General features: G+C 62.2%; 34 protein-coding genes. 1 reads left to right on the top strand and 33 read right to left on the bottom strand.

Translation table 11 applies throughout. The annotated features are described in order from the left end of the window. Nucleotides 1-17: 17 nt before the first annotated feature. The 31 genes from VRS74_RS00215 to rpsL all read right to left on the bottom strand — a co-directional run bounded on the left by VRS74_RS00215 (nucleotide 18) and on the right by rpsL (nucleotide 19,909). Nucleotides 18-1,073, bottom strand: a complete 1,056-nt coding sequence (locus VRS74_RS00215; RefSeq protein WP_354143220.1) for a DNA-directed RNA polymerase subunit alpha — start codon at nucleotides 1,071-1,073, stop codon at nucleotides 18-20. Nucleotides 1,074-1,175: 102 nt separating this feature from the next. After that, complete coding sequence (rpsK, locus tag VRS74_RS00210) at nucleotides 1,176-1,565, bottom strand: 30S ribosomal protein S11 (protein ID WP_017666383.1); 390 nt, start codon at nucleotides 1,563-1,565, stop codon at nucleotides 1,176-1,178. Between the two features lie 57 nt (nucleotides 1,566-1,622). Continuing rightward, nucleotides 1,623-1,991 carry a 30S ribosomal protein S13 gene (gene rpsM, locus VRS74_RS00205; RefSeq protein ID WP_354143219.1) on the bottom strand — a complete coding sequence of 123 codons (369 nt, stop codon included), beginning with the start codon at nucleotides 1,989-1,991 and terminating at the stop codon, nucleotides 1,623-1,625. 319 nt (nucleotides 1,992-2,310) lie between these two features. Beyond that, entirely contained in the window at nucleotides 2,311-2,994 is a 684-nt protein-coding gene (locus tag VRS74_RS00200; RefSeq protein ID WP_354143218.1) for an SRPBCC family protein, read from the bottom strand. Nucleotides 2,995-3,061: 67 nt separating this feature from the next. Next, nucleotides 3,062-3,706, bottom strand: coding sequence for an adenylate kinase (locus VRS74_RS00195; RefSeq protein ID WP_354143217.1), 645 nt, complete (start codon nucleotides 3,704-3,706; stop codon nucleotides 3,062-3,064). Between the two features lie 34 nt (nucleotides 3,707-3,740). Then, nucleotides 3,741-5,105, bottom strand: coding sequence for a preprotein translocase subunit SecY (gene secY, locus VRS74_RS00190; RefSeq protein WP_354143216.1), 1,365 nt, complete (start codon nucleotides 5,103-5,105; stop codon nucleotides 3,741-3,743). 105 nt (nucleotides 5,106-5,210) lie between these two features. Further along, nucleotides 5,211-5,735, bottom strand: a complete 525-nt coding sequence (rplO, locus tag VRS74_RS00185; RefSeq protein ID WP_354143215.1) for a 50S ribosomal protein L15 — start codon at nucleotides 5,733-5,735, stop codon at nucleotides 5,211-5,213. A 70-nt stretch (nucleotides 5,736-5,805) separates the two neighbouring features. Further along, nucleotides 5,806-5,991, bottom strand: coding sequence for a 50S ribosomal protein L30 (gene rpmD, locus VRS74_RS00180; RefSeq protein WP_354143214.1), 186 nt, complete (start codon nucleotides 5,989-5,991; stop codon nucleotides 5,806-5,808). A 5-nt stretch (nucleotides 5,992-5,996) separates the two neighbouring features. After that, nucleotides 5,997-6,755 carry a 30S ribosomal protein S5 gene (gene rpsE / locus VRS74_RS00175; RefSeq protein WP_354143213.1) on the bottom strand — a complete coding sequence of 253 codons (759 nt, stop codon included), beginning with the start codon at nucleotides 6,753-6,755 and terminating at the stop codon, nucleotides 5,997-5,999. Beyond that, on the bottom strand, nucleotides 6,755-7,099 hold the full coding sequence (rplR, locus tag VRS74_RS00170) for a 50S ribosomal protein L18 (RefSeq protein WP_354143212.1): 345 nt from the start codon (nucleotides 7,097-7,099) through the stop codon (nucleotides 6,755-6,757). The genes rpsE and rplR overlap by 1 nt, the downstream gene beginning before the upstream one ends. 1 nt (nucleotide 7,100) lies before the next feature. Beyond that, a complete protein-coding gene (rplF, locus tag VRS74_RS00165; protein WP_354143211.1) occupies nucleotides 7,101-7,634 on the bottom strand; it encodes a 50S ribosomal protein L6 in 534 nt (177 codons plus the stop codon). Continuing rightward, nucleotides 7,634-8,029: a 30S ribosomal protein S8 gene (rpsH, locus tag VRS74_RS00160; protein WP_354143210.1), complete on the bottom strand. Its 396-nt coding sequence runs from the start codon at nucleotides 8,027-8,029 to the stop codon at nucleotides 7,634-7,636. The genes rplF and rpsH overlap by 1 nt, the downstream gene beginning before the upstream one ends. Nucleotides 8,030-8,040: 11 nt before the next feature. Beyond that, complete coding sequence (rpsN, locus tag VRS74_RS00155) at nucleotides 8,041-8,346, bottom strand: 30S ribosomal protein S14 (RefSeq protein ID WP_354143209.1); 306 nt, start codon at nucleotides 8,344-8,346, stop codon at nucleotides 8,041-8,043. A gap of 26 nt (nucleotides 8,347-8,372) precedes the next feature. After that, nucleotides 8,373-8,951: a 50S ribosomal protein L5 gene (gene rplE / locus VRS74_RS00150; RefSeq protein WP_354143208.1), complete on the bottom strand. Its 579-nt coding sequence runs from the start codon at nucleotides 8,949-8,951 to the stop codon at nucleotides 8,373-8,375. Then, a complete protein-coding gene (gene rplX, locus VRS74_RS00145) occupies nucleotides 8,944-9,264 on the bottom strand; it encodes a 50S ribosomal protein L24 (RefSeq protein ID WP_354143207.1) in 321 nt (106 codons plus the stop codon). Before rplX ends, rplE begins: the two co-directional genes overlap by 8 nt. Further along, nucleotides 9,264-9,632, bottom strand: coding sequence for a 50S ribosomal protein L14 (gene rplN / locus VRS74_RS00140; RefSeq protein WP_061924894.1), 369 nt, complete (start codon nucleotides 9,630-9,632; stop codon nucleotides 9,264-9,266). The genes rplX and rplN overlap by 1 nt, the downstream gene beginning before the upstream one ends. Nucleotides 9,633-9,691: 59 nt before the next feature. Then, on the bottom strand, nucleotides 9,692-9,982 hold the full coding sequence (rpsQ, locus tag VRS74_RS00135) for a 30S ribosomal protein S17 (RefSeq protein WP_354143206.1): 291 nt from the start codon (nucleotides 9,980-9,982) through the stop codon (nucleotides 9,692-9,694). Between the two features lie 11 nt (nucleotides 9,983-9,993). Next, nucleotides 9,994-10,203, bottom strand: a complete 210-nt coding sequence (gene rpmC / locus VRS74_RS00130) for a 50S ribosomal protein L29 (RefSeq protein ID WP_354143205.1) — start codon at nucleotides 10,201-10,203, stop codon at nucleotides 9,994-9,996. Then, nucleotides 10,203-10,637: a 50S ribosomal protein L16 gene (rplP, locus tag VRS74_RS00125; RefSeq protein ID WP_354143204.1), complete on the bottom strand. Its 435-nt coding sequence runs from the start codon at nucleotides 10,635-10,637 to the stop codon at nucleotides 10,203-10,205. The genes rpmC and rplP overlap by 1 nt, the downstream gene beginning before the upstream one ends. Nucleotides 10,638-10,658: 21 nt before the next feature. Next, complete coding sequence (gene rpsC / locus VRS74_RS00120; protein WP_354143203.1) at nucleotides 10,659-11,354, bottom strand: 30S ribosomal protein S3; 696 nt, start codon at nucleotides 11,352-11,354, stop codon at nucleotides 10,659-10,661. A gap of 1 nt (nucleotide 11,355) precedes the next feature. Next, on the bottom strand, nucleotides 11,356-11,733 hold the full coding sequence (gene rplV / locus VRS74_RS00115) for a 50S ribosomal protein L22 (protein ID WP_354143202.1): 378 nt from the start codon (nucleotides 11,731-11,733) through the stop codon (nucleotides 11,356-11,358). Next, nucleotides 11,733-12,008, bottom strand: a complete 276-nt coding sequence (gene rpsS / locus VRS74_RS00110) for a 30S ribosomal protein S19 (protein ID WP_354143201.1) — start codon at nucleotides 12,006-12,008, stop codon at nucleotides 11,733-11,735. The genes rplV and rpsS overlap by 1 nt, the downstream gene beginning before the upstream one ends. Nucleotides 12,009-12,014: 6 nt before the next feature. Then, nucleotides 12,015-12,851: a 50S ribosomal protein L2 gene (gene rplB / locus VRS74_RS00105; protein ID WP_354143200.1), complete on the bottom strand. Its 837-nt coding sequence runs from the start codon at nucleotides 12,849-12,851 to the stop codon at nucleotides 12,015-12,017. Between the two features lie 11 nt (nucleotides 12,852-12,862). Next, nucleotides 12,863-13,171 carry a 50S ribosomal protein L23 gene (locus tag VRS74_RS00100; RefSeq protein WP_354143199.1) on the bottom strand — a complete coding sequence of 103 codons (309 nt, stop codon included), beginning with the start codon at nucleotides 13,169-13,171 and terminating at the stop codon, nucleotides 12,863-12,865. After that, nucleotides 13,164-13,787 carry a 50S ribosomal protein L4 gene (gene rplD / locus VRS74_RS00095; protein ID WP_354143198.1) on the bottom strand — a complete coding sequence of 208 codons (624 nt, stop codon included), beginning with the start codon at nucleotides 13,785-13,787 and terminating at the stop codon, nucleotides 13,164-13,166. Before rplD ends, VRS74_RS00100 begins: the two co-directional genes overlap by 8 nt. A 3-nt stretch (nucleotides 13,788-13,790) precedes the next feature. Next, nucleotides 13,791-14,612 carry a 50S ribosomal protein L3 gene (gene rplC / locus VRS74_RS00090; protein ID WP_354143197.1) on the bottom strand — a complete coding sequence of 274 codons (822 nt, stop codon included), beginning with the start codon at nucleotides 14,610-14,612 and terminating at the stop codon, nucleotides 13,791-13,793. A 255-nt stretch (nucleotides 14,613-14,867) separates the two neighbouring features. Continuing rightward, nucleotides 14,868-15,179, bottom strand: coding sequence for a 30S ribosomal protein S10 (rpsJ, locus tag VRS74_RS00085; protein ID WP_034905023.1), 312 nt, complete (start codon nucleotides 15,177-15,179; stop codon nucleotides 14,868-14,870). Between the two features lie 326 nt (nucleotides 15,180-15,505). Continuing rightward, complete coding sequence (tuf, locus tag VRS74_RS00080) at nucleotides 15,506-16,681, bottom strand: elongation factor Tu (protein ID WP_354143196.1); 1,176 nt, start codon at nucleotides 16,679-16,681, stop codon at nucleotides 15,506-15,508. A 92-nt stretch (nucleotides 16,682-16,773) separates the two neighbouring features. After that, nucleotides 16,774-18,867, bottom strand: coding sequence for an elongation factor G (gene fusA / locus VRS74_RS00075; RefSeq protein WP_354143195.1), 2,094 nt, complete (start codon nucleotides 18,865-18,867; stop codon nucleotides 16,774-16,776). A gap of 54 nt (nucleotides 18,868-18,921) precedes the next feature. Continuing rightward, nucleotides 18,922-19,392 (bottom strand): 30S ribosomal protein S7, encoded by a 471-nt coding sequence (rpsG, locus tag VRS74_RS00070; protein ID WP_354143194.1) that lies wholly within the window; start codon nucleotides 19,390-19,392, stop codon nucleotides 18,922-18,924. Between the two features lie 145 nt (nucleotides 19,393-19,537). Beyond that, nucleotides 19,538-19,909: a 30S ribosomal protein S12 gene (gene rpsL, locus VRS74_RS00065; protein WP_007164630.1), complete on the bottom strand. Its 372-nt coding sequence runs from the start codon at nucleotides 19,907-19,909 to the stop codon at nucleotides 19,538-19,540. 396 nt (nucleotides 19,910-20,305) lie between these two features. Between rpsL and VRS74_RS00060 the strand changes: the two genes are divergently transcribed. Beyond that, nucleotides 20,306-20,644 carry a hypothetical protein gene (locus VRS74_RS00060; RefSeq protein ID WP_354143193.1) on the top strand — a complete coding sequence of 113 codons (339 nt, stop codon included), beginning with the start codon at nucleotides 20,306-20,308 and terminating at the stop codon, nucleotides 20,642-20,644. Here VRS74_RS00060 and VRS74_RS00055 read toward each other — a convergent pair. After that, nucleotides 20,628-21,608, bottom strand: a complete 981-nt coding sequence (locus VRS74_RS00055) for a copper resistance protein B (RefSeq protein WP_354143192.1) — start codon at nucleotides 21,606-21,608, stop codon at nucleotides 20,628-20,630. The genes VRS74_RS00060 and VRS74_RS00055 overlap by 17 nt on opposite strands. A gap of 29 nt (nucleotides 21,609-21,637) precedes the next feature. Beyond that, complete coding sequence (locus VRS74_RS00050) at nucleotides 21,638-23,344, bottom strand: copper resistance system multicopper oxidase (protein WP_354143191.1); 1,707 nt, start codon at nucleotides 23,342-23,344, stop codon at nucleotides 21,638-21,640. Between the last annotated feature and the right edge of the window lie 51 nt (nucleotides 23,345-23,395).

The raw sequence follows: 23,395 nt of genomic DNA, 5'->3' as shown, positions 1-23,395 counted from the left end.
GCCGCCGATAGCCCTGATTAGCCCAGCAGCTCCTGTTCGAGCTTCTTAGCCATTTCCTCGATGTTCTCAGGCGGCCATCCGGGGATGTCCATGCCGAGGCGCAGACCCATGCTGGAGAGCACTTCCTTGATCTCGTTGAGCGACTTGCGGCCGAAGTTCGGCGTACGCAGCATCTCGGCTTCGGTCTTCTGGACCAGGTCGCCGATGTAGATGATGTTGTCGTTCTTGAGGCAGTTGGCCGAACGCACCGACAGCTCGAGCTCGTCGACCTTCTTGAGAAGGTAACGGTTGAGCTGGTTGGCATCCGATTCCTGCGGTTCTGCGGCCTGGCCGATAAGGCCAGTCGAAGGCTGCGGGATACCGTCTTCGAAGTGCACGAACAGAGTCAGCTGGTCCTGCAGGATGCGCGCGGCATAGGCCACGGCGTCTTCGGGGGTGACGGTGCCATCGGTTTCGACGGTCAGCGAGAGCTTGTCGTAGTCGAGCTCCTGCCCGACGCGGGCATTCTCGACCTTGTAGCTCACCTGGCGCACCGGCGAATAGAGCGAGTCGACCGGGATCAGGCCGATCGGCGCATCAACCGGGCGGTTCGCCACGGCAGGGGAATAGCCCTTGCCGGTGTCGGCGGTGAGCTCCATGTTCAGCGTGGCGCCTTCGTCGAGATGGCAGATCACGAGATCCTTGTTCATCACCTCGATATCGCCAGAAACGGCAATGTCGCCGGCCTTGACTTCGCCAGGGCCGGTGGCGGAAAGCTGCAGCCGCTTGGGGCCTTCACCTTCCATCTTGAGCGCGATCTGCTTCACATTGAGGACGATGTCGGTCACGTCTTCACGCACGCCGGCAAGCGACGAGAATTCGTGGAGCACGTTCTCGATCTTGATCGAGGTGATCGCGGCGCCCTGCAGCGAGCTCAACAGCACACGGCGCAGCGCGTTGCCGAGAGTGAGGCCGAAGCCACGCTCGAGCGGTTCGGCGACGAAAGTGACCTTGCGGGTCTTGTCGCCGCTTTCCTTGATCTCGAGAGCGTTGGGCTTCTTCAGTTCCTGCCAGTTCTTCATATTGACGGACATGGATTTCCCCTAGGGTTCAGGTGCGGACAGGACCGGAGCGCTGGTAACGCGTCCGGTCCGTTGGGAGGCGGCGACCGTAACCGGCCGCCGGGCAGGTACGGATCAGACGCGACGGCGCTTGGAAGGCCGCACGCCATTGTGCGGGATCGGCGTCACGTCGCGGATCGACGTGATGTTGAAGCCGACCGCAGCGAGACCGCGCAGTGCGCTCTCGCGGCCCGAGCCAGGGCCCTTCACTTCGACTTCCAGCGTGCGCACGCCGTGTTCGGCGGCCTTCTTGCCGGCGTCATCCGCGGCGACCTGCGCTGCATAGGGAGTCGACTTGCGGCTGCCCTTGAAGCCCATCATGCCTGCGCTGGACCAGCTGATAGCATTGCCCTGCGCGTCGGTGATAGTGATCATGGTGTTGTTGAAGCTGGCGTTGATATGCGCAACGCCGCTGGTGATGTTCTTCTTGTCGCGGCGCCGGATACGGCCTGGTTCGCGTGCCATCGTGTGTGTCCTTTAGCTCGTCAGAAGGAAAAAGCGGTTCGGGAAACCCGGTCCGGCTTACTTCTTCTTGCCCGCGATGGGCTTTGCCTTGCCCTTGCGGGTGCGGGCGTTGGTGTGCGTGCGCTGACCGCGAACGGGCAGACCGGCACGGTGGCGCAGGCCCCGGTAGGAGCGCAGGTCCATCAGCCGCTTGATGTTCATCGCGGTCTGCCGACGCAGGTCGCCTTCCACGGTGAATTCGGCGTCGATCGCTTCGCGGATGCGCAGCACTTCCTCATCGCTGAGGTCCTGCACGCGGCGGGTGTGATCGATGCCAAGCTTGTCGGCGATCTGGACGGCCGTGGTACGGCCGATACCGTGAATATAGGTGAGCGCGATGATAACGCGCTTGTTGGTGGGGATATTGACCCCGGCAATACGAGCCACTTACTTCTCCATGCTCCACAGGGTCCCGCCGGAAACCGGCCTTCCCCTATCTCAACGCGATCCTTCGCCATGCCCGAAACCGCCAAGCTGGTGCTCAAACGGCAAAAAGCCCGGTTGGCGCGCATCGGGCTGCCGCCTGCCGGACTGTTTTCGAACATGTCGAATGAGGGCGCGCTTAATGCGATTCTCTCGCGGCGTCAACCGCCAAGCGCACGCGACACGTCACACAGCCCGATATGGGCCGCGATCGACGAATTGCAAGGCTACACCAACTCAACCGCCCGGTCAAAACAAGCCATGTGGATTGGACGCCGTGCTGTCACTTATCCTTGCCCGCCATCGCATCGATCGCTTCTTCGAGGCTTAATTCGCGCGGCGCGGCAGCCTGTTCATCTGCTTCAGCTTCCGGCGCGGGCTCAGGATCAGGCGCAGGTTCTGCCTTGGGCTCATCGATCCGTCCAAGCAATTGGGCGAGACCATTGAGTTGCTGGCTCATCACGCCATCGACAGCCGGAGCGATCACTTCCACCGGATAGCGCATGAAGCCGCCCACGGCGTACTCCCACACGATCCGCGTGCCCTTCTCAGTTTCGCTCATCGTGATGGTGAGCACTCCGTTCGCCGGTTCGCTTTGCAAGGGCCCCAGCCCGCCACGCATGCGCAAGGCATGTTCGGGATAGGCCTGGATCACCCGCATGTGCTCGGCACTGCCTTCAAGCGTGATGCGACTGGCGTCCGGATCTTCGGGGATACGTTCGCAGAAACAGCCACCGGCCTTGGGCGTCAGCGTCAAATTTGCGGCATCGCCCGACCAGGTATGGCCAGAGTTCCACCATTTTGCGGGGCTGATCAGCGCCAGCCACACTTCCTTGGGAGTCGCATCGACCACCGCCGCGTCGCGGGTGACAAAGCCGTCACCACCGCTCTGGATGACTTCGGCCTGCGCTGGCAGCGCCACGGCGAGCATTGGCGCGCAGAGCGCTGCCGCAAGCTGGTTTCTCATGTTGTTGAACCCTCCCTTTGCCGCATGGTCTAGGCGAGACGCGGCCAAGGGAAAAGGGCCATGCGGATCAGCCGAGGATCGCGTCGATCGCGGCGGCCACTTCGTCGATGCTGGCCATGCCATCGACCCGGCGGACGATTCCGCGCGATTCATATCCGGGCAGGATCGGCGCAGTCTTGGCGCGATATTCCTGCATCCGCGTTCGCACGGTTTCCTCATTGTCATCAGGACGCCGCTTGAATTCGGTGCTGCCGCATGCGTCGCACACGCCCGGCGTCGCAGGCGGGTTGGCCGTGTCGTGATACAGTGCCCCGCAATTGCCGCATGAGAAGCGCCCGGTGATCCGTTCGACCAGAGCGTCCTCGTCCACTCCAAGCTCGATCACATAGTCGAGCGAGCGGCCGTGCTTCGTGAGCAGTGCGTCGAGCATCTGCGCCTGCATTTCGGTGCGCGGGTAACCATCGAAGATCGCGCCGGTGGCAGGGTCCATCGCCGCAAGTTCCGCGTCGATCAGTTCCGAGACGATCTCGTCCGAAACGAGTTCGCCGCGGTCCATCACCGCCTTGGCCTTGATCCCCACCGGGGTCTGCGCCTTCACCGCCGCACGCAGCATGTCGCCGGTCGAAAGCTGGCGCATGCCGTATTGTTCCACCAAGCGGCCGCTCTGCGTGCCCTTGCCCGCTCCGGGAGGCCCGAGAAGAATGATGTTCATGTGACTACTCAACCCCCCGAAGTGCCGGATTGGCTTAGCGCATGCGGCCTTTCAACTTGGCCTTCTTGATAAGGTCACCATACTGGTGTGCCAACAGATGCGACTGGATCTGAGTGATCGTATCCACCGTCACATTGACCACGATCAGCAGGCTGGTGCCACCCAGGAACAGCGGGATGCCGGTCTGTGCGATCATGTATTCCGGAATGACGCAGACCAGCGTCAGGTAGATCGCGCCGACCACCGTAATGCGCGTGAGCACATAGTCGAGATAGTCGGCAGTCCGCTTGCCCGGGCGGATGCCGGGGATGAAGCCGCCGTTCTTCTTCAAATTCTCAGCCGTTTCCTCAGGATTGAAGACCACTGCGGTATAGAAGAACGCGAAGAACATGATGCCCAGTGCATAGAGCGTCATATAGATCGGCTGGCCGTGCTGCAGATACTGGTTGAGCGACTGGATCACGCTGCCCGCACCGCTCGACGGATCGATCGAATTGCCCGCGAACTGCGAAATCGTCAGCGGCAGCAGCAGCAGCGAGCTGGCAAAGATCGGCGGGATCACGCCTGCAGTGTTGAGCTTGAGCGGCAGGTGCGAACTGTCCGCCTGCATCATGCCGCGCTGCGTTGCACGCTTGGGATACTGGATCAGCAGGCGGCGCTGGGCGCGTTCCATGAAGCTGATGAACAGGATCAGCACGATCACCATCAACACGAAGCCGACGATGATGCCCGCGCCGATCGAACCGGTGCGGCCACCTTCGAAAAGGTTCGAAGTGAAGGTCGGGAATTGCGCAACGATGCCGGCCATAATGATGAGCGACACGCCATTGCCGATACCGCGGCTGGTGATCTGTTCGCCCAGCCACAGCAGGAACATGGTGCCGCCGACGAGGCTGATCACAGCGCCAACGCGGAACATGTAACCGGGACTGACCACGGCCTGCAGGCCGGCGGCATTGGCAAAGCTTTCAAGCCCCGCAGCCAGAAACCAGCCCTGGATCGCGCACAGGAACACCGTGCCATAGCGGGTGTACTGGTTAAGCTTTTGACGCCCGGTGGTGCCTTCCTTCTTGAGCGCAGCAAGCGTCGGATGCAGCGCCGCTGCCATCTGCACCACGATCGAGGCGGTGATGTAAGGCATCACGCCGAGCGCGATCAGGCTCATACGCTCAAGGCTGCCCCCGGTGAACATGTTGAACATGTCGAGGATGCCGCCCTGCGTCTGCGCAGCCAGCTCGCGCAGCGCCAGCGGGTTGATACCCGGCAGCGGCACGAAGCTGAGGAAACGGAAGACAATAAGCGCACCGATCGTGAACCAGATACGCTGGCGCAGTTCGGTGGCTTTGGAGAAGTTCGCGAGGTTAAGATTGCTCGCAATGCTGTCGGCGCGTGATGCCATGGGAACGAATGAATCCTAGCTTGTCGCCGGTCCCTCCCGGCTGTCGGAAGGACACATAGGAAGCGAAGGGCCCGATGTCGAACCCCCGCTTCCCGATTTCGTCGATTACTTGGCCTTGGCAGCCTTGTTGGCCTCGCGGCGCGCGGCCTTCTTTTCATGCTCGGGCTGGGCCGGAGCGATAACTTCGACCGAACCGCCAGCCTTTTCGACTGCGGCGATCGCGCCCTTGGTAGCGCCGGTAACGACGAACTTGACCTTCGCGGTGATTTCGCCCTTGCCCAGCAGGCGGACGCCGTCCTTGCCGCCGCGGACCAGGCCCGCTGCGCGCAGAGTCGCTTCGTCGAGATCCTTCTTGGCGTCGAGCTTCTTGGCGTCGATGAACTTCTGGATCATGCCAACGTTCACTTCGGCATAGTCCTTGCCGAAAGGATTGTTGAAGCCGCGCTTCGGCAGACGCATGTGGAGCGGCATCTGGCCGCCTTCGAAGCCCTTGATGGCAACGCCCGAACGGCTCTTCTGGCCCTTCTGGCCGCGGCCACCGGTCTTGCCCTTGCCCGAGCCGATACCACGGCCCACGCGGATGCGGCCCTTGCGGGCGCCGGCATTGTCGCGGATGTCGTTGAGTTTCATGATGTGTGCACTCGCTTTCGCTTTGTTTCGCGCTGGAAAAGTGAGCCCCGCCGAAGCGGGGTCACGGATATTAGTCGATCACAGCCACAAGATGCGGGATCTTGGCGATTGCGCCACGCACCTCGGGGGTGTCCTGGCGTTCGACGATCTTATGCGTCTTGTTGAGGCCCAAGCCGATCAGGATCTTGCGCTGGGCTTCAGGACGGCGGATCGGCGAACCGATCTGCTTGATCTTGATGGTTTTCTTGTCAGCCATCTAACTTACTCCACGATAGCAGCGGCTGCAGCTTCAGCTTCAGCTTCGCTGGCGCCACCGCGGCCGAGCAGGTCGGCGATCTTCTTGCCACGACGCTGGGCAACCGACTTCGGCGAAGTCTGGTTCTGCAGCGCGTCGAAAGTGGCGCGGATCATGTTGTAGGGGTTCGACGTACCGACCGACTTGGTCACAACGTCGGCCACGCCCAGGCTTTCGAACACGGCGCGCATCGGACCACCGGCGATGATACCGGTACCCGCAGGTGCAGTGCGAACGGTCACCTTGCCGGCACCGAAACGGCCATTGCCGTCGTGATGCAGCGTGCGGCCTTCCTTGAGCGGAACGCGGATCATCTTCTTGCGAGCAGCAGCGGTCGCCTTCGAGATGGCTTCCGGCACTTCGCGCGCCTTGCCATGGCCGAAGCCGACACGACCCGAGCCGTCGCCCACGACAACCAGAGCTGCGAAGCCGAAGCGCTTGCCGCCCTTCACCGTCTTCGAGACGCGGTTGATGTGCACCAGCTTTTCGATGATGCCGTCATCTTCCTCTTCGCGGCGCGGGCGACGCTCTTCGCGTCCACGGCCACGACCACGACCGCCTTCACGGCCACCACGGCCACGTCCGCGGCCCTCGTGCTGTTCGACTTCGGCGTCCACGGCTTCTTCAACCGCCGGAGCAGCCTCCTGGGCCGGAGCTTCGGTCGCTTCAACCGCAACGGTCGCTTCGACCTGGGTTTCTTCGTTTTTGGTTTCGTCAGCCATCATCAGAACTCCAGCCCGCCTTCGCGGGCGGCATCGGCCAGCGCCTTGACGCGGCCGTGGAACAGGAAGCCGCCGCGGTCGAACACGACGGTGGTCACGCCGGCCTTCTTGGCCGCCGCGGCGATATCCTTGCCCACCTGGGCAGCGGCATCGACATTGGCGCCCGAAGGCTTGCCACCAAGGGTGGAAGCTGCGGCCAGGGTGCGGCCGTCGGCATCATCGATGATCTGCGCATAGATGTGCTTGCCGGTGCGGTGCACCGACAGACGCGGGCGACCGCCGGCATTGCTCTTGAGAGCGGTGCGCACACGGCGACGACGACGTTCAAAGAGAGAAAGCTTTGCCATCTTACTTCTTCTTCCCTTCCTTGCGGAAGACATACTCGCCGCGGTACTTGATGCCCTTGCCCTTATACGGCTCGGGCTTGCGCCAGCGGCGGACTTCGGCGGCAAACTGACCAACGGCCTGCTTGTCGATCCCCGAGATTTCGACCGTGGTCTGGTCCGGGGTCTTCACTTCGAGGCCTTCGGGCACGTCGAGATCGACATCGTGGCTGTAGCCGAGCTGGAGCTTCAGCTTCTTGCCCTGGGCGTTGGCGCGATAGCCCACACCCGTGATCTCGAGCACCTTGGTGAAACCCTCGGTCACGCCTTCGACCAGGTTCGAAACTAGCGTGCGCTGCATGCCCCAGAAGGAGCGTGCGGCCTTGGTGTCATTGGCCGGCTTGACCTGTATTTCCTCACCGTCGATCTTGTAATCGATCAGGTCGGAAAGGCCCATCGAAAGGGTACCCTTGGGGCCCTTCACGGTCATCGTGCCGTTGTCGATATTGGCGGTGACCCCGCTGGGGATCACCACCGGCTTCTTGCCAATGCGGCTCATCAGAACACCTCCGCCAGCACTTCGCCGCCGACGTTCTCGGCACGCGCTTCGGCATCCGAAAGCACGCCCTTGGGGGTCGAGACGATGGTGATGCCAAGGCCGTTGCGGACAGTCGGGAGCTCCTTGCTGCCCGAGTAGATCCGGCGGCCCGGCTTGGAGACGCGAGCGACATGCTTGATCGCAGGTTCGCCCTCGAAATACTTCAGTTCGATCCGCAGCGCCTTGTGCTTGCCGGTGCTGTCTTCGCTGTAGCCACGGATGTAGCCTTCGCGCTGGAGCACCTCGAGCACGTTCGCACGCAGCTTGGAAGCCGGCGAAAGGACGCTGTCCTTCTTCGCCTGCTGGCCGTTGCGGATACGGGTGAGCATATCACCCAGGGGATCGGTCATAGCCATCTGTCAGATCCTCACCAGCTCGACTTGGTCACGCCCGGGATCATGCCCTTGTTGGCAAGATCGCGGAGTTCGATGCGGCAAAGCCCGAACTTGCGGTAATAGCCGCGCGGGCGGCCGGTGGTGTTGCAGCGGTTGCGCACCCGGGTCGGGTTTGCATTACGCGGGATTTCCGCCATCTTCAGGCGCGCGATCAGACGTTCGCCCTCGTCGAGCGACTCGTTGTCCGCAATCGCCTTCAGCTTGGCGTATTGGTTTGCGTACTTCTTGACGAGCTTCTTACGACGCTCGTTCTTGTTGATGGAACTCAGTTTCGCCATGGACTTAAGCTCTCCTGGTCAGCGGCTCACGCCGCTTCCTTTTCTTCGGTCTGTTCGACCGGGAACGGGAAACCGAACAGCTTCAGCAGTTCGCGCGCTTCCTCGTCGGTCTTTGCGGTAGTGGTGACGATGATATCCATGCCACGCACCTTTTCGATCTTGTCGTAGCTGATCTCAGGGAACACGATCTGTTCCTTGAGACCCATCGCATAGTTGCCACGACCGTCAAACGACTTGGGGTTGAGCCCACGGAAGTCGCGGATACGCGGCATTGCGATGGTCACGAGGCGGTCGAGGAATTCGTACATACGGTCGCGGCGCATGGTAACCTTGCACCCGATCGGCATGCCTTCACGCAGCTTGAACTGCGCGATCGACTTCTTCGCCTTGGTGATGACCGGCTTCTGGCCGGCAATCAGCGCCATTTCCTCGGCAGCGGTCTGGACCTTCTTCTTGTCCTGGCTCGCCTCGCCCACACCCATGTTGAGCGTGATCTTTTCGAGCTTCGGAACTTCAAGGCGGTTCTTGTAACCGAACTTCTCGGTCATCGCCTTGACGATCTGGTCTTCGTACTTCTGCTTCAGGCGGGGGGTATAATCAGCCATCGATGGTCTCCCCACTCTTCACGGCAACGCGCACCTTCTTGCCGCCCTTTTCTTCGAAACGGACGCGGGTGGGCTTGCCAGTCTTCGGATCGGCCACCGCGACTTTCGAGATGTGCATCGGAGCCTCGCGGCGCTCGATGCCACCCTGCGGGTTGGCCTGGTTCGGCTTGCGGTGACGGGTGGCGACGTTCACGCCTTCGACAACGACCTTGCCTTCCTTCGGCATGACCTGGGCGACCGTGCCGGTCTTGCCCTTGTCCTTGCCCGAAAGGACGACGACGTTGTCACCCTTCTTGATCTTAGCGGCGGCCATCACAGCACCTCCGGAGCGAGCGAAATGATCTTCATGAAGCCGCGGCCGCGCAGTTCGCGCACCACCGGGCCGAAGATACGGGTTCCGATCGGCTCTTCGTTCTTGTTGACGAGCACGGCCGCGTTGCTGTCGAAGCGGATCACGCTGCCATCGGGACGGCGGACGTCCTTCTTGGTGCGCACGATGACGGCGCGGTGCACGTCACCCTTCTTCACGCGGGCGCGCGGCTGGGCTTCCTTCACGGAAACCACGATCACGTCGCCGACAGACGCGGTACGACGCTTCGAGCCGCCCAGTACCTTGATGCACTGGACGCGCTTGGCGCCGCTGTTATCCGCGACGTCGAGATTGGATTGCATCTGGATCATTGATCCGTTTCCTTCTCACTGGCTTGCCGGAACAAGTCCGGCAGTTCCCTACGTCTAACTCAGTTGCTCGCGGCTGCGACGTCGAGGTCGGCTTCCACCGCCTGCATGCCACCTGCCTGTACCCGGTCCTTCACGGCCCAGGTCTTGGTCTTCGAGATCGGCCTGGTTTCCTCGATGCGGACCACATCGCCAATCTTGTATTCATTCGCTTCGTCGTGAGCATGATACTTCTTCGAACGACGGATGATCTTCCCGTAGAGCGGGTGCTTCACCTTGCGCTCGACCAGCACGGTCACGGTCTTGTCGGTCTTGTCGGAGGTGACGGTCCCGATCAGGATACGCTTCGGCATCGTTTAACTCCTCAAGCCTTGGCAGCGGCGGTTGCCGCACGCTCGTTCTGCAGCGTCTTGATCTTGGCGATCGAACGACGCACTTGCTTCACGCGTGCCGGCGCTTCGAGCTGGTTGGTCGCAGCCTGGAACCGAAGGTTGAACTGCTCGCGCTTGAGCTCGACGAGCTCCGAGGCCAGTTGGTCATCGGTTTTGGTGCGCAGATCTTCGATCTTGCTCATCATTCGCCTCCCAGGTGCGAGGTGTCGCCCAGGCGGGCCACGACCTTGGTCTTGATCGGCAGCTTCATGGCTGCACGTTCGAAGGCTTCGGCGGCCAGCGGGCCGGCAACGCCGTCGAGTTCGAACAGGATGCGGCCCGGCTTTACGCGAGCTGCCCAGTATTCGATCGAACCCTTGCCCTTACCCTGACGGACTTCGGCAGGCTTCTTCGACACCGGAACGTCTGGGAACACGCGGATCCACAGGCGCCCCTGGCGCTTGATGTGGCGGGTGATCGCACGACGCGCAGCTTCGATCTGGCGCGCGGTGATACGCTCGGGTTCGAGCGCCTTCAGGCCGTATGAGCCGAAGTTCAAGGTGGTGCCGCCCTTGGCGTCGCCCTTGATCTTGCCCTTGAAGGCCTTGCGGAACTTGGTTTTCTTCGGTTGCAGCATGGTTCTTTCCTAATCCTGCAATCAGCGAGCCGGGCGCACGCCGGAAGTCTGCGCTTCCATCATGAGGCGGTCCTGCGCGGTCGGATCGTGAGCGAGGATCTCGCCCTTGAAGATCCACACCTTGATGCCGATGATGCCGTATGCGGTGAGCGCTTCGGCTTCGGCATAGTCGACGTTCGCACGCAGCGTGTGCAGCGGAACGCGGCCTTCGCGGTACCATTCGACGCGTGCGATTTCCGCACCGCCAAGACGGCCGCCGCAGGTGATCTTGATGCCTTCAGCGCCCAGACGGAGCGCCGACTGCACCGCACGCTTCATCGCACGACGGAATGCAACGCGGCGGATCAGCTGATCGGCAATGCCCTGTGCGACGAGCTTGGCGTCGATTTCCGGCTTGCGGATTTCAACGATGTTCAGCTTCACTTCGCTGTCGGTCATGCTGGCCAGCTTCGAGCGCAGCTTTTCGATGTCAGCGCCCTTCTTGCCGATGATGACCCCGGGACGCGCAGCATAGATCGATACGCGGCACAGCTTGGCCGGGCGTTCGATCACTACCTTCGAGATCGCTGCCTGCGGCAGGCTCTCGACGATGTACTTGCGGATCGCGATGTCTTCCTTGAGCAGCTTGGCATAGTCACGCCCTTCGGCGTACCAGCGACTGTCCCAGGTACGGTTGATCTGCAGGCGCAGACCGATCGGATTGCTCTTCTGGCCCATCTTACGCCTCTTCCTGCTCGCGTACCACGATCCGCAGCCGGCTGAACGGCTTGAGGATCCGGGTCGACTTGCCGCGACCGCGGGTGTGGAACCGCTTCATGGTGACCGACTTGCCGACCGAGGCTTCCGCCACGACGAGCGAGTCGACGTCCAAATTGTGGTTGTTCTCCGCATTGGCGATCGCCGAAGCAAGCACCTTGCTGGCGTCCTTCGCCATCGCCTTCTTCGAGAAAGCGAGGATGTTCATGGCCTCTTCGGCCTTCTTGCCGCGGATCAGCTCGGCAACGAGGTTCAGCTTCTGCGCCGAACCACGGATCGTGGTGCCGACGGCCAGCGCCTCGTTATCGCCGACGCGGCGGGGTGCCTTTGCCTTGCCCATTAGCGCTTGCCCTTCTTGTCGGCGGCGTGGCCCGGGAAGTTGCGCGTGGGCGCGAACTCGCCAAGCTTGTGGCCGACCATCTCTTCCGAAACCGAGACGGGGATGAACTTCTGCCCGTTGTAGACGTTGAACGTCAGGCCAACGAACTGCGGGAGAATGGTCGAACGACGCGACCAGGTCTTGATCGGCTTGTTGTTGTTTGTTTCCTGCGCGTCCTCCGCCTTCTTCAGAAGGCTGAGTTCGACAAACGGACCTTTCCAGACGGAACGTGCCATTAGTCCTTACCTCTTCTTCTTGGCGTGGCGCGAACGGATGATCATTTTGTCCGTCTGCTTGTTGTGGCGGGTGCGGGCGCCCTTGGTCGGCTTGCCCCACGGGGTCACCGGATGGCGACCGCCGCTGGTGCGGCCTTCACCACCACCGTGCGGGTGGTCGACCGGGTTCTTGGCGACACCGCGGGTAAGCGGCTTCACGCCCATCCAGCGCTTGCGGCCGGCCTTGGCGAAGTTCTGGTTCTGGTTGTCGGGGTTCGACACCGCGCCAACCGTACCCATGCAATCGGCCCGCAGGTAGCGCTGCTCGCCCGAGTTCAGGCGTGCGATCACCATGCCGCGGTCACGACCGACGATCTGCACATAGGTGCCTGCGCTGCGAGCGATCTGGCCGCCCTTGCCCGGCTTCATCTCCACATTGTGGCAGATGGTGCCGACCGGCATCTGGCCCAGCAGCATCGCGTTGCCCGGCTTGGTGTCGGTCTTTTCACCGGCCACAACCTGGTCGCCGACAGCGAGGCGCTGCGGAGCGATGATATAGGCCTGCTCACCGTCTTCATACTTGATGAGCGCGATGAAAGCCGTGCGGTTGGGATCATATTCCAGGCGCTCGACCGTCGCGGGCATATCCCACTTGCGGCGCTTGAAATCGATGAAGCGGTACTTCTGCTTGTGACCGCCAGCCATGCCACGCGAAGTGACATGACCCTTGTTGTTGCGTCCACCGGTCTTGCGCTTGCCTTCCGTGAGCGACTTGACCGGCTTGCCCTTCCAGAGCTTGGTCTTGTCGACAAGGATGAGGCCGCGGCGTGCGGGGCTCGTCGGATTGTAGTTCTTGAGTGCCATGGTTCCTGCCCTCAGATCCCGCTGGTGATGTCGATCATTTCACCCTCAGCGAGGGTGACGATCGCTTTCTTCACGTCGGTGCGCTTGTAGGCCTTGCCCTTCCAGCGCTTGGTCTTGCCCTTCACGACGATCGTGTTCACTGCCACGACCTTCTTGTCGTAGATCGCTTCCACCGCTTCCTTGATCTGCGGCTTCGTCGCGTCGCCAGCCACCTTGAACACAACTGCGTTCTGTTCCGAAGCCATGGTCGACTTCTCGGTGATGTGCGGGGCGATGATCACGTCGTAGTGACGCGCGTCGATTTCCTGCTTCTTAGCCATTGAAGCGCGCCTCCAGCTTGGCGACCGCGTCCTTGGTCAGGACCAGCGTGTCGTGGTTGAGGATGTCGTAGACATTGGCGCCGATGGCGGGGAGCACGTTCACGCCCGGCAAGTTGCCGGCGGCCTTCTTGAAGCCTTCGTTCACGCATTCGCCGTCGATCACAAGGACCTTGCCGGTCAGGCCGGCCTTGTCGAGGTGACCCTTGAGCGCCTTGGTCTTGGCGTCCTTGAGCTCGAGGCTGTCGACAACCACGAGGCCGTCCTTCGCCTTGCTCGAAAGCGCCATCTTCAGGCCGAGCGCACGCAGCTTCTTGTTCAGCGACTGCCGGAAGTCACGCTTGCGCGCACCGTGAGCCTTGCCGCCACCGATGAAGATCGGGGCTGCGCGGTCACCGTGGCGGGCGGTACCACCACCCTTTTGGCGGCCGAACTTCTTGCCGGTACGGGCAACGTCCGAACGTTCACGGGTCGGACGGGCAGTGCCACGGCGGTTTTCAAGCTGCCAGGTGACAATGCGGTGCAGGATGTCGGCACGCGGCTCGACTCCGAACACGGCATCGTTGAGCTCGATATCGCCCGACGCCTTGCCGTCGATTTTCTGGACCTTCACCTTCACGGATCAGCCCTCCTTGTTTTCGTCGCTTGCCGGAGCGTCAGCTGCGGGAGCTTCTGCTTCGGGAGCGGGAGTTTCGGCTGCGGCTTCGACTGCGGCTTCTTCAACCGGAGCTTCAACCACGGTCTCTTCGACCAGCGGAGCGGCGTTGAGATCGATCACTGCGCCGGGGAACGGCAGCTCTTCGGGGAGCGGCAGCTTCACAGCGTCGCGAACGAGCAGCCAGCCGTTCTTCGAGCCAGGGACCGAGCCCTTGACGAAGATCAGGCCGCGCTCTGCGTCGGTGCGAACGACTTCCAGGTTCTGCTGGGTGCGCTGACGGTCGCCCATGTGGCCGGCCATCTTCTTGCCCTTGAACACGCGGCCCGGATCCTGGCGGTTACCGGTCGAACCATGTGCGCGGTGCGAGATCGAAACACCGTGCGTTGCACGCATGCCCCCGAAGCCCCAACGCTTCATCGCGCCGGCAAAGCCCTTACCCTGGGTGTGACCGGTGATGTCGACCTTCTGGCCAGCCACAAAGTGATCGGCGCTGATGGTCGAACCAACCGGTACGAGGGCATCTTCGCTCTCGACGCAGAATTCAGCCACGCGCTTCTTCAGCCCGACCTGGGCCTTGGCGAAATGCTCGCGCTGCGGCTTGTTGACATTCTTCTGCTTGGCTTCGCCCGCACCCAGCTGGACCGCGAAGTAACCATCGCGATCGGCAGTCCGGTGCGAGACGACCTGGCAGTCTTCCAGCGACAGAACGGTCACGGGAACGTGACGTCCGTCCTCCTGGAACAGGCGGGTCATCCCGACTTTCTTTGCGATAACGCCAGTGCGCATCGTCTAACTCCTAAACAGAGGCACACGAGGCCCATCCCCGCGTGCTTGCCAGCCCGAATTTTTTATGCATCGCCCCGTCCGGGCTGAGTGCTAACCATGCCCGAAGGCCTGGAGAGCTAGACGGGGGACGCAGCCCGGATGAACTCCGGCGGTATCCCAATGTCTTGCCGATCCCGAGAGATCGACGGGGCCGTTGGAGCCCCTTAATTCCGCAGCCGGTTTAAGGTCGGGCCGGAAGACCTGAGAAAAAGCGGATTAGGCCAGCTTGATCTCGACGTTCACGCCTGCAGCAAGGTCGAGCTTCATCAGCGCGTCGACGGTCTGGGCGTTGGGCTGCACGATATCGAGCAACCGCTTGTAGGTGCGCACCTCGAACTGCTCGCGCGACTTCTTGTCGATGTGCGGGCCGCGGTTCACGGTGAACTTCTCGATACGCGTCGGCAGAGGAATGGGGCCACGAATAAGAGCACCCGTGCGACGCGCGGTGTCTGCAATCTCACCAGTAGCCTGGTCGAGAACACGATGGTCGAACGCCTTGAGGCGAATGCGGATATTCTGAGCTTCCATTACCTACACCAATGCGAAAGAGCCTAAGGAGCCTCTCGACCCCTCAAAAAAACAAAGGCCCGCCCCGCTTGCGCCCGGTCTCCCGGAAAGGGCGGCCCTTCAAAATTCGTCATGCGAGGACGAATCCTCGCGTTCGGGCGCGCCTATACGGTGGTAGCGGGATTCTGGCAACCCCGTTTCCATCGAAATTTGGCCCAAAAACTGGGCACGCGCCGTATGATTGCCCTGTACCTGAAAATCAGGACCGGGCTCTCATAAAAAGGGGCCCGGCACCCTCTCGGGAACCGGGCCTCCTCTTTTCGCTGCAGGCCATGGCCTGCGCGCGATTACTTGGTGATCTTCGAGACCACGCCCGAACCGACGGTGCGGCCGCCTTCGCGGATTGCGAAGCGCAGGCCTTCGTCCATGGCGATCGGAGCAATCAGCTTGACGCTGATGGTCACGTTGTCGCCCGGCATGACCATTTCAGTGCCCTCGGGGAGGATCACTTCACCGGTCACGTCGGTGGTGCGGAAGTAGAACTGCGGGCGGTAGTTGGCGAAGAAAGGCGTGTGACGGCCACCTTCGTCCTTCGACAGCACGTAGACTTCGGCGCTGAACTCGGTGTGCGGGCTGACCGAACCGGGCTTGCAGAGGACCTGGCCGCGTTCAACCGCTTCACGAGCGACGCCGCGGATCAGGGCGCCGATGTTGTCGCCAGCTTCACCGCGATCGAGCAGCTTGCGGAACATTTCTACGCCGGTGACGGTGGTCTTCTGGGTGTCCTTGATGCCGACGATTTCAACTTCGTCGCCAACATTGACAACACCGGTTTCAACGCGACCAGTAACCACGGTACCGCGACCCGAGATCGAGAACACGTCTTCGATCGGCATCAGGAAGGGCTTGTCGACCGGACGGTCGGGCTGCGGGATGAATTCGTCCACGGCCTTCATCAGCTCGAGGATCGAGTTTTCACCGATTTCCGGATCGCGACCTTCGAGAGCGGCCAGAGCCGAACCCTTGACGATCGGAATATCGTCGCCCGGGAAGTCGTAGCTCGAAAGCAGTTCACGAACTTCGAGTTCGACTAGCTCCAGGATTTCCTCGTCGTCGACCTGGTCGACCTTGTTCATGTACACGACCAGCGCCGGCACGCCGACCTGGCGAGCAAGCAGGATGTGCTCGCGGGTCTGCGGCATCGGGCCGTCAGCAGCGTTCACAACCAGGATCGCGCCGTCCATCTGCGCAGCGCCGGTGATCATGTTCTTCACATAGTCGGCGTGGCCCGGGCAGTCGACGTGAGCGTAGTGACGCGCGTCGGTTTCATATTCGACGTGTGCGGTCGAGATAGTGATGCCGCGCTCGCGCTCTTCCGGAGCCTTATCGATGTTTGCGAAATCAACCGGGGCGCCGAGCACCTTGGTGATCGCTGCGGTCAGCGTGGTCTTGCCGTGGTCGACGTGACCGATGGTGCCGATGTTGCAGTGCGGCTTGGTCCGCTGGAATTTTTCCTTAGCCATTTCTCAAATAACCTCTGGTTAGAATTGAATCGATGCGGGAGAAAAGGCGGCACCCGCTGAATCAGGCGCCGCCCCTAGACGGTGTCGCTCGCTTAAGCAAGCTTCTCCTTGACTTCCTGCGCGACATTCGCCGGCACTTCGTCATAGTGGCTGAACTGCATCGTGTACTGGGCGCGGCCCTGAGTGAACGAACGCAGCTCGTTGACATATCCGAACATGTTGGCCAGCGGCACGTTTGCCTCGACCACCTGAGCGTTGCCGCGGGTGTCGGTGCCCTGGATCTGGCCACGACGGCTATTGAGGTCGCCGATCACGTCGCCCATGAATTCTTCAGGGGTGACGACTTCGACCTTCATGATCGGCTCAAGCAGCTTGATGCCGGCCTTGCTGGCCACTTCGCGCATCGCGCCACGTCCGGCGATTTCGAACGCGATCGCCGACGAGTCGACATCGTGATACGCGCCGTCCACCAGGCGGATGCTGAAGTCGATGATCGGGAAGCCGACCAGGTGGCCGCTTTCGGCCTGCTCGCGGAAGCCCTTTTCGATAGCCGGGATATATTCGCGCGGAATGTTGCCGCCCTTGATCTCGTCTTCGAAAATGACGCCCTGGCCGCGCTCACCCGGAGTGACGACAACCTTGACGCGGCCGAACTGGCCCGAGCCGCCCGACTGCTTCTTGTGGGTGTAGTCGACTTCGACTTCACGGCCGAGCGACTCGCGGTAAGCCACCTGCGGTGCGCCAACGTTTGCTTCGACCTTGAACTCGCGGCGCATGCGATCGACGAGAATGTCGAGGTGGAGCTCGCCCATACCCTTGATGATCGTCTGGCCCGATTCGTGATCGGTCGAGACGCGGAACGAGGGATCCTCAGCGGCCAGGCGGTTGAGCGCGACGCCCATCTTTTCCTGGTCGGCCTTGGTCTTGGGTTCCACCGACAGTTCGATCACCGGCTCGGGGAATTCCATACGCTCGAGGATGATCGGCTTGGCCGGATCGCACAGCGTATCGCCAGTGGTCGTGTCCTTCATGCCCGCCAGCGCGACGATGTCGCCAGCATATGCTTCTTCGATGTCCTCGCGGTTGTTCGAGTGCATCAGCAGCATGCGGCCGATCTTTTCCTTCTTGTCCTTCACCGAGTTCAGGACCTGGCCCTTCGTCAGCTTGCCCGAATAGATGCGGGTGAAGGTGAGCGAGCCCACGAAGGGATCGTTCATGATCTTGAACGCCAGCGCGCTGAACGGCGCATCATCGCTCGAAGGACGCTCGGCTTCCTCGTCGCTGTCAGGCAGGACGCCCTTGATCGCGGGAACATCGAGCGGCGAAGGCATGTAGTCGACCACTGCGTCGAGCAGCGGCTGCACGCCCTTGTTCTTGAACGCCGAACCGCAGGTCACAGGCACGAAGTCGCGCGCCATGGTGCCCTTGCGGATGAGGCGCTTGAGCGTCGCCACGTCGGGCTCGTCGCCTTCGAGATAGGCTTCCATGACATCGTCGTCTTGCTCGACGACTGTCTCGATCAGCTTTTCACGATATTCAGCCGCCTTGTCGGCGAGCTCGGCCGGGATTTCGACATATTCGAATTCCGCTCCAAGGCTTTCGTCCTTCCAGACGATGCCGCGGTTGTTGACGAGGTCGACAACGCCCTTGAGGCTGCTTTCCGCGCCGATCGGGAGATACAGCACCAGCGGAGTGGCGCCGAGACGGTCGATAATTGACTGCACGCAATAGTAGAAGTCTGCGCCGGTACGATCGAGCTTGTTGATGAAGCACATCCGCGGAACACCATACTTGTCGGCCTGGCGCCATACGGTTTCCGACTGTGGCTCAACGCCCGCAACGCCGTCGAACACCGCGACCGCACCGTCGAGCACGCGCAGCGAACGCTCGACTTCGATGGTGAAGTCGACGTGCCCCGGGGTGTCGATGATGTTAATCCGGTGCTTAGGGCCCTTCCCGTCTTCAGCCGACCAGAATGTGGTGGTCGCAGCCGAGGTAATGGTGATCCCGCGCTCCTGCTCCTGCTCCATCCAGTCCATCGTCGCGGCACCATCGTGCACTTCGCCGATCTTGTAGGACTTGCCGGTGTAGTAGAGGATACGCTCGGTAGTCGTGGTCTTGCCGGCATCGATGTGAGCCATGATGCCGATATTGCGGTACCGCTCCAGCGGATATTCGCGTGCCATGTTAAGTCTCCGTGAGGGGGCCTGCCCCCTAGATAGGTTTTACCAGCGCCAAAATTACCAGCGATAGTGCGAGAACGCGCGGTTGGCGTCAGCCATGCGGTGCGTGTCTTCGCGCTTCTTGACGGCATTGCCACGGTTGTTCGCCGCATCGAGCAGTTCGCCCGATAGGCGCGCAGCCATGGTGGTTTCGGGGCGACCGCGAGCGGCGTTGATCAGCCAGCGGATGGCGAGCGCCTGGGCACGCTCGGGGCGAACCTCGACCGGCACCTGGTAGGTCGCACCGCCAACGCGGCGGCTGCGTACTTCCACCTGCGGCTTCACATTGTTTAGCGCATCGTGGAACATCTGGATCGGATCGGCCTTGGCCTTCGCTTCGACCGTTTCGAGCGCGCCATAGACGATGCGCTCGGCAACGGACTTCTTACCATCCAGCATGAGGTTGTTCATGAACTTCGACAGAACCTGATCCCCGAACTTCGGGTCAGGCAGGATTTCCCGCTTCTCGGGACGACGACGACGTGACATCTTATCTAAACTCCTTCGGAGTGCGGCAACACCTCCGTGTTGCCTTGCGGCTCCAGCCCGCTCCCCTACCCGGCCACCCAAAGACTACCCTGTAGGTAGCCGGGTGGCGCATCGGGCCGGAGCCGGACCTTCCCGCGCCTAAACCTTACTTCGGCCGCTTGGCGCCGTACTTCGAACGGCTCTGCTTGCGGTCCTTCACACCCTGCGTGTCGAGCACGCCGCGAAGCACGTGATAGCGCACGCCTGGAAGGTCGCGCACACGGCCGCCGCGGATCAGCACGACGCTGTGTTCCTGCAGGTTATGGCCTTCGCCGGGGATGTAGGAGATGACTTCGCGCTGGTTGGTCAGGCGCACCTTGGCAACCTTGCGCAGAGCGGAGTTCGGCTTCTTCGGCGTCGTGGTATAGACGCGCGTGCAGACGCCGCGCTTCTGCGGGTTCTGCTCCATCGCAGGGACCTTGCTCTTGGCCTTCTGCGGGGTGCGGCCCTTGCGGACCAGCTGGTTGATCGTCGGCATAAGTACTCTTCACCGTATTTATGGCGGCGACTTGATGCGATCGGGATGGAGGTTGCTCGTTCACCCAGCCCGTTCGTGCTGAGCCTGTCGAAGCATGACGGGCTGTGCACGCGGCGGCATGAACAAGCTGAAACGCTCCACCCAAAAGCCACTGGCCACCGGGTTACTTTGACGGCTGCCCCAAAGTGCCTTGCCCTTCCCGCATCCGTTCGCCCCGAGCTTGTCGAAGGGTCGAATGCGGAAAAAGCCGATGGCACCCCAATAGAAAAGAGCCACGCCGCAACAGCGACTGGCCCCCGGGACATGACCGGCAATGTTCAGCTCTATTGGCCTTGCGAGGCCAAAGGCCCCGTTCGGTTGGCGCGCCCTTATGTTGGATTCGCCCAAAGGTCAAGGATGGCGTGGGGTCCAGTCACGATCCCCTGCGCCCTAATCCCGATCGTCCCGCCGGTCATAGCGCCGGTCGCGCTTTTCCTGCCCGCGCGGCACGGCACGCAGCAGGAAAAGCCATCCGAAGCGCTCTATGCCGAGCTGGAGGCACGCGCGCTAGGCGCAGCGCGCGAGCTGGTGCAGCGCGAACGCAGCAAGCAGGTGGCGGATTTGCTCCCGCTGCTCGACCATATGGTGAAGAACCGGATGGAAGGCCGCGCCTATATCACCGGGGTGGATGTGACCAAGATCATCGCCGAAAATGCGGAGATGATCAGAGACAACCTTCTTAAAACCAACCCCTGATACCGAGCAGGAACTTCCAGCCGGTGGGGTCATCGCCCGCGGCGCGCGCGATATCCGCCGTCTCTCCCAGTTTCGCTTCATATTCCACGCCGACATAGGGCGCGAATTCGCGCACGATCTCATAGCGCAGGCGCAGGCCGGGCTCGATCTTGGTCAGCCCAGCGCCGATCCCGCGTTCGGGGATGTCCTGGGCTGAGGATTCCAGTTCGACCCGCGGCTGCAGGATCAGGCTTTGCGTCATCTTCTGGTCGTATTCGCCCTTGAACCGCGCGGTAAGGTCGCCCCGGTCGCTCAGGAAGGCCGCGGCGTCGACGTGGAACATGTAGGGCGCGAGCCCCTGTATGCCGAGCGCGAGGTGGCTGCGCGTTTCGGGCTCGATATCCAGCCGCGCGCCTGCCTGCAGGTCGAAGAAGGGGCCGATCGCGTGGCTCCACAGCGCCTGCACTTCGGCATCCTCGGCGCTGCCGCCGATCTCGCCTTCACCTTCGGTCTTGAGCACGAATTTGTCGATGTCGCCGCCGTACCAGGCCTGCGCGTCCCACAGCCAGCCGTCCTCGCCGCGCTCTTCCGGGATGCGTGCCTCCAGCCGTTCGACCAGCACCATACCGGTGGTCATTTCGCCATGCATGCGGCGGTTTTCCTCGCGGGCGGTGGCCATCGCGTCGGTGCCCCAGATCGCGTCGGCAGCGTGGAGCGGGCCTCCGAGCGCACGCGGTGGAACCGCGCTTTCGGGTGCGGCGCCTGGCACGGACCTGTCCACCATCGGCATAGTGTGCTGCGAGTGGTCCATCGCGCCATGATTGGTGTGATCGTCCTTCGGCGGGCATTGCTCGGGCGGTAAATGCCCCATCGCGCAATGGTCCATCGGGGCAGGCGTAGGCGTGGGAGCTGGCGCGGGTGCCTGCTGGTGCGCAGAGTGGTCATGCGCCGAATGGTCCTGCGCCATGGCGGGGGGCGCTAGCATTGCAGCGCCGGCAAGAAGGAGCGCGCGCATCAGTGGTGCCCCCCGTGCGGGAAGGGCCGCACCGTCACCACCTGCATCATCCCGGCGTGCATGTGGTAGAGCAAATGGCAGTGGAACGCCCAGTCACCTGGCTCATTAGCGGTGAGGTCGAAAGTAGCGGTTCCGCCCGGCTGTACCACCACCGTGTGCTTCAATGGCTGGTGCAAATGGTCCGCGCCATTGACCAGTTCGAAGAAATGGCCGTGCAGATGGATCGGATGCGCCATCATCGTATCGTTCACCAGCTTCACCCGCACCCGCTCGTCATATCCGAAGCGGATCGGATTGTCGGTGACGGCGGAGAAGGCCTTGCCGTCGAACGACCACATGTAGCGTTCCATATTGCCGGTGAGGTGGATCTCCAGCTCGCGCTCGACCATGCGGTGCGGGTTCATCCGCTTCGCCTTGAGATCGGTGTAGCGCAGAACGCGATGCTTGACCTTGTCGAGCCCGAGGCCGGAGAAATCCATCCGGTCGACCGGCATCGGCGCAATCATGTCGACCCCCGGACCGACCTCCACGTCATCTGGCACCAGGCTCTTGTCGCGCATCGAATGGTCCATGCCGCCCATATCGCCATGCCCCATCGCGGAATGGTCCATCATCCCCATGCCCATGTCGGCCATGGTCAGAGTCGGCACTTCGCGCAGCGGCGGCGGAGTAGCGATATGTCCGGGATGCGAAGTCAGGCTGGCAATGCCCATGCCGCTGCGGTCCATCGCTTCGGCGACAAGCGCGTGGCTGCCATCGGGCGGGGTCACGATCACATCATAAGTTTCTGCCACCCCGATCTGGAATTCGTCCACCACCACATCGGCCACATCGATCCCGTCCGCCGCGATCACCGTCATCGGCACGCCGGGAATGCGCACGTTGAAGAAGGTCATCGCGCTGCCGTTGATCACGCGCAGCCGCACCCGCTCGCCGGGCTTGAACGCCAGCTGGAGGTTGTCCGCCGGGCCGTGGCCGTTGATGAGGAACGTATAGGCCATGCCGGTCACGTCGGAGATGTCGCGCGGGTTCATCCGCATCTTGCCCCACATGCGGCGATCCGCTCCGCTCATCTCGCCATCGGTGGCGGTCTGCATCTGGCGGTTGAAGTAATGCTCGCCCACCTTGAGCTTGCGCATGATATCATGCGGATGCATAGGCGTGAATTCCGACAGCAGCACCACATAGTCGCGGTCATAGCGCGGATCGGGCTCAGCGCTTTCGATCACGATCGGCCCATACAGCCCGGCCTGCTCCTGCAGGCCCGAATGGCTGTGCCACCAATAGGTGCCGCTTTGGCGGATCGGGAATTCGTAAGTGAAGGTTTCGCCCGGCTTGATCCCGGGGAAGCTGACGCCCGGGACCCCGTCGAACTGGAAGGGCAGCAGCAGCCCGTGCCAGTGGATCGAGGAATCCTCCGCCAGCTTGTTCGTCACATGCAGGCGGAGGTTCTGCCCTTCCTTGAGGCGGATCAGCGGACCCGGCACCGTGCCGTTTACGGCATGGGCATGGCCCGCGCGGGCACCGGTCATGAAGTGGTGGTCGCCGATCGAGAGATGGATATTCTCTCCCGACAGTTCGCCGAAGCCGCGCCGCGCATGCGGCAGCGATGCGCCCTTGGCCCAGGCGGGCACGGGAAGCGAGGCAGCGGCGGCTAGGCCGACAGTGCTGGTGATCAGACGGCGGCGGGAAACAGCAATAGACATACAGGAGTTCGCAACTTGTAGACTTGGGGATCGGTTCCCGCTATATACCCC

The organism is Altererythrobacter litoralis (assembly GCF_036324225.1).
Lineage (GTDB): Bacteria > Pseudomonadota > Alphaproteobacteria > Sphingomonadales > Sphingomonadaceae > Erythrobacter > Erythrobacter litoralis_A.
Note: the sequence above shows the minus strand (reverse complement) of the source record. Positions and strands in the feature narration are given on the sequence as shown.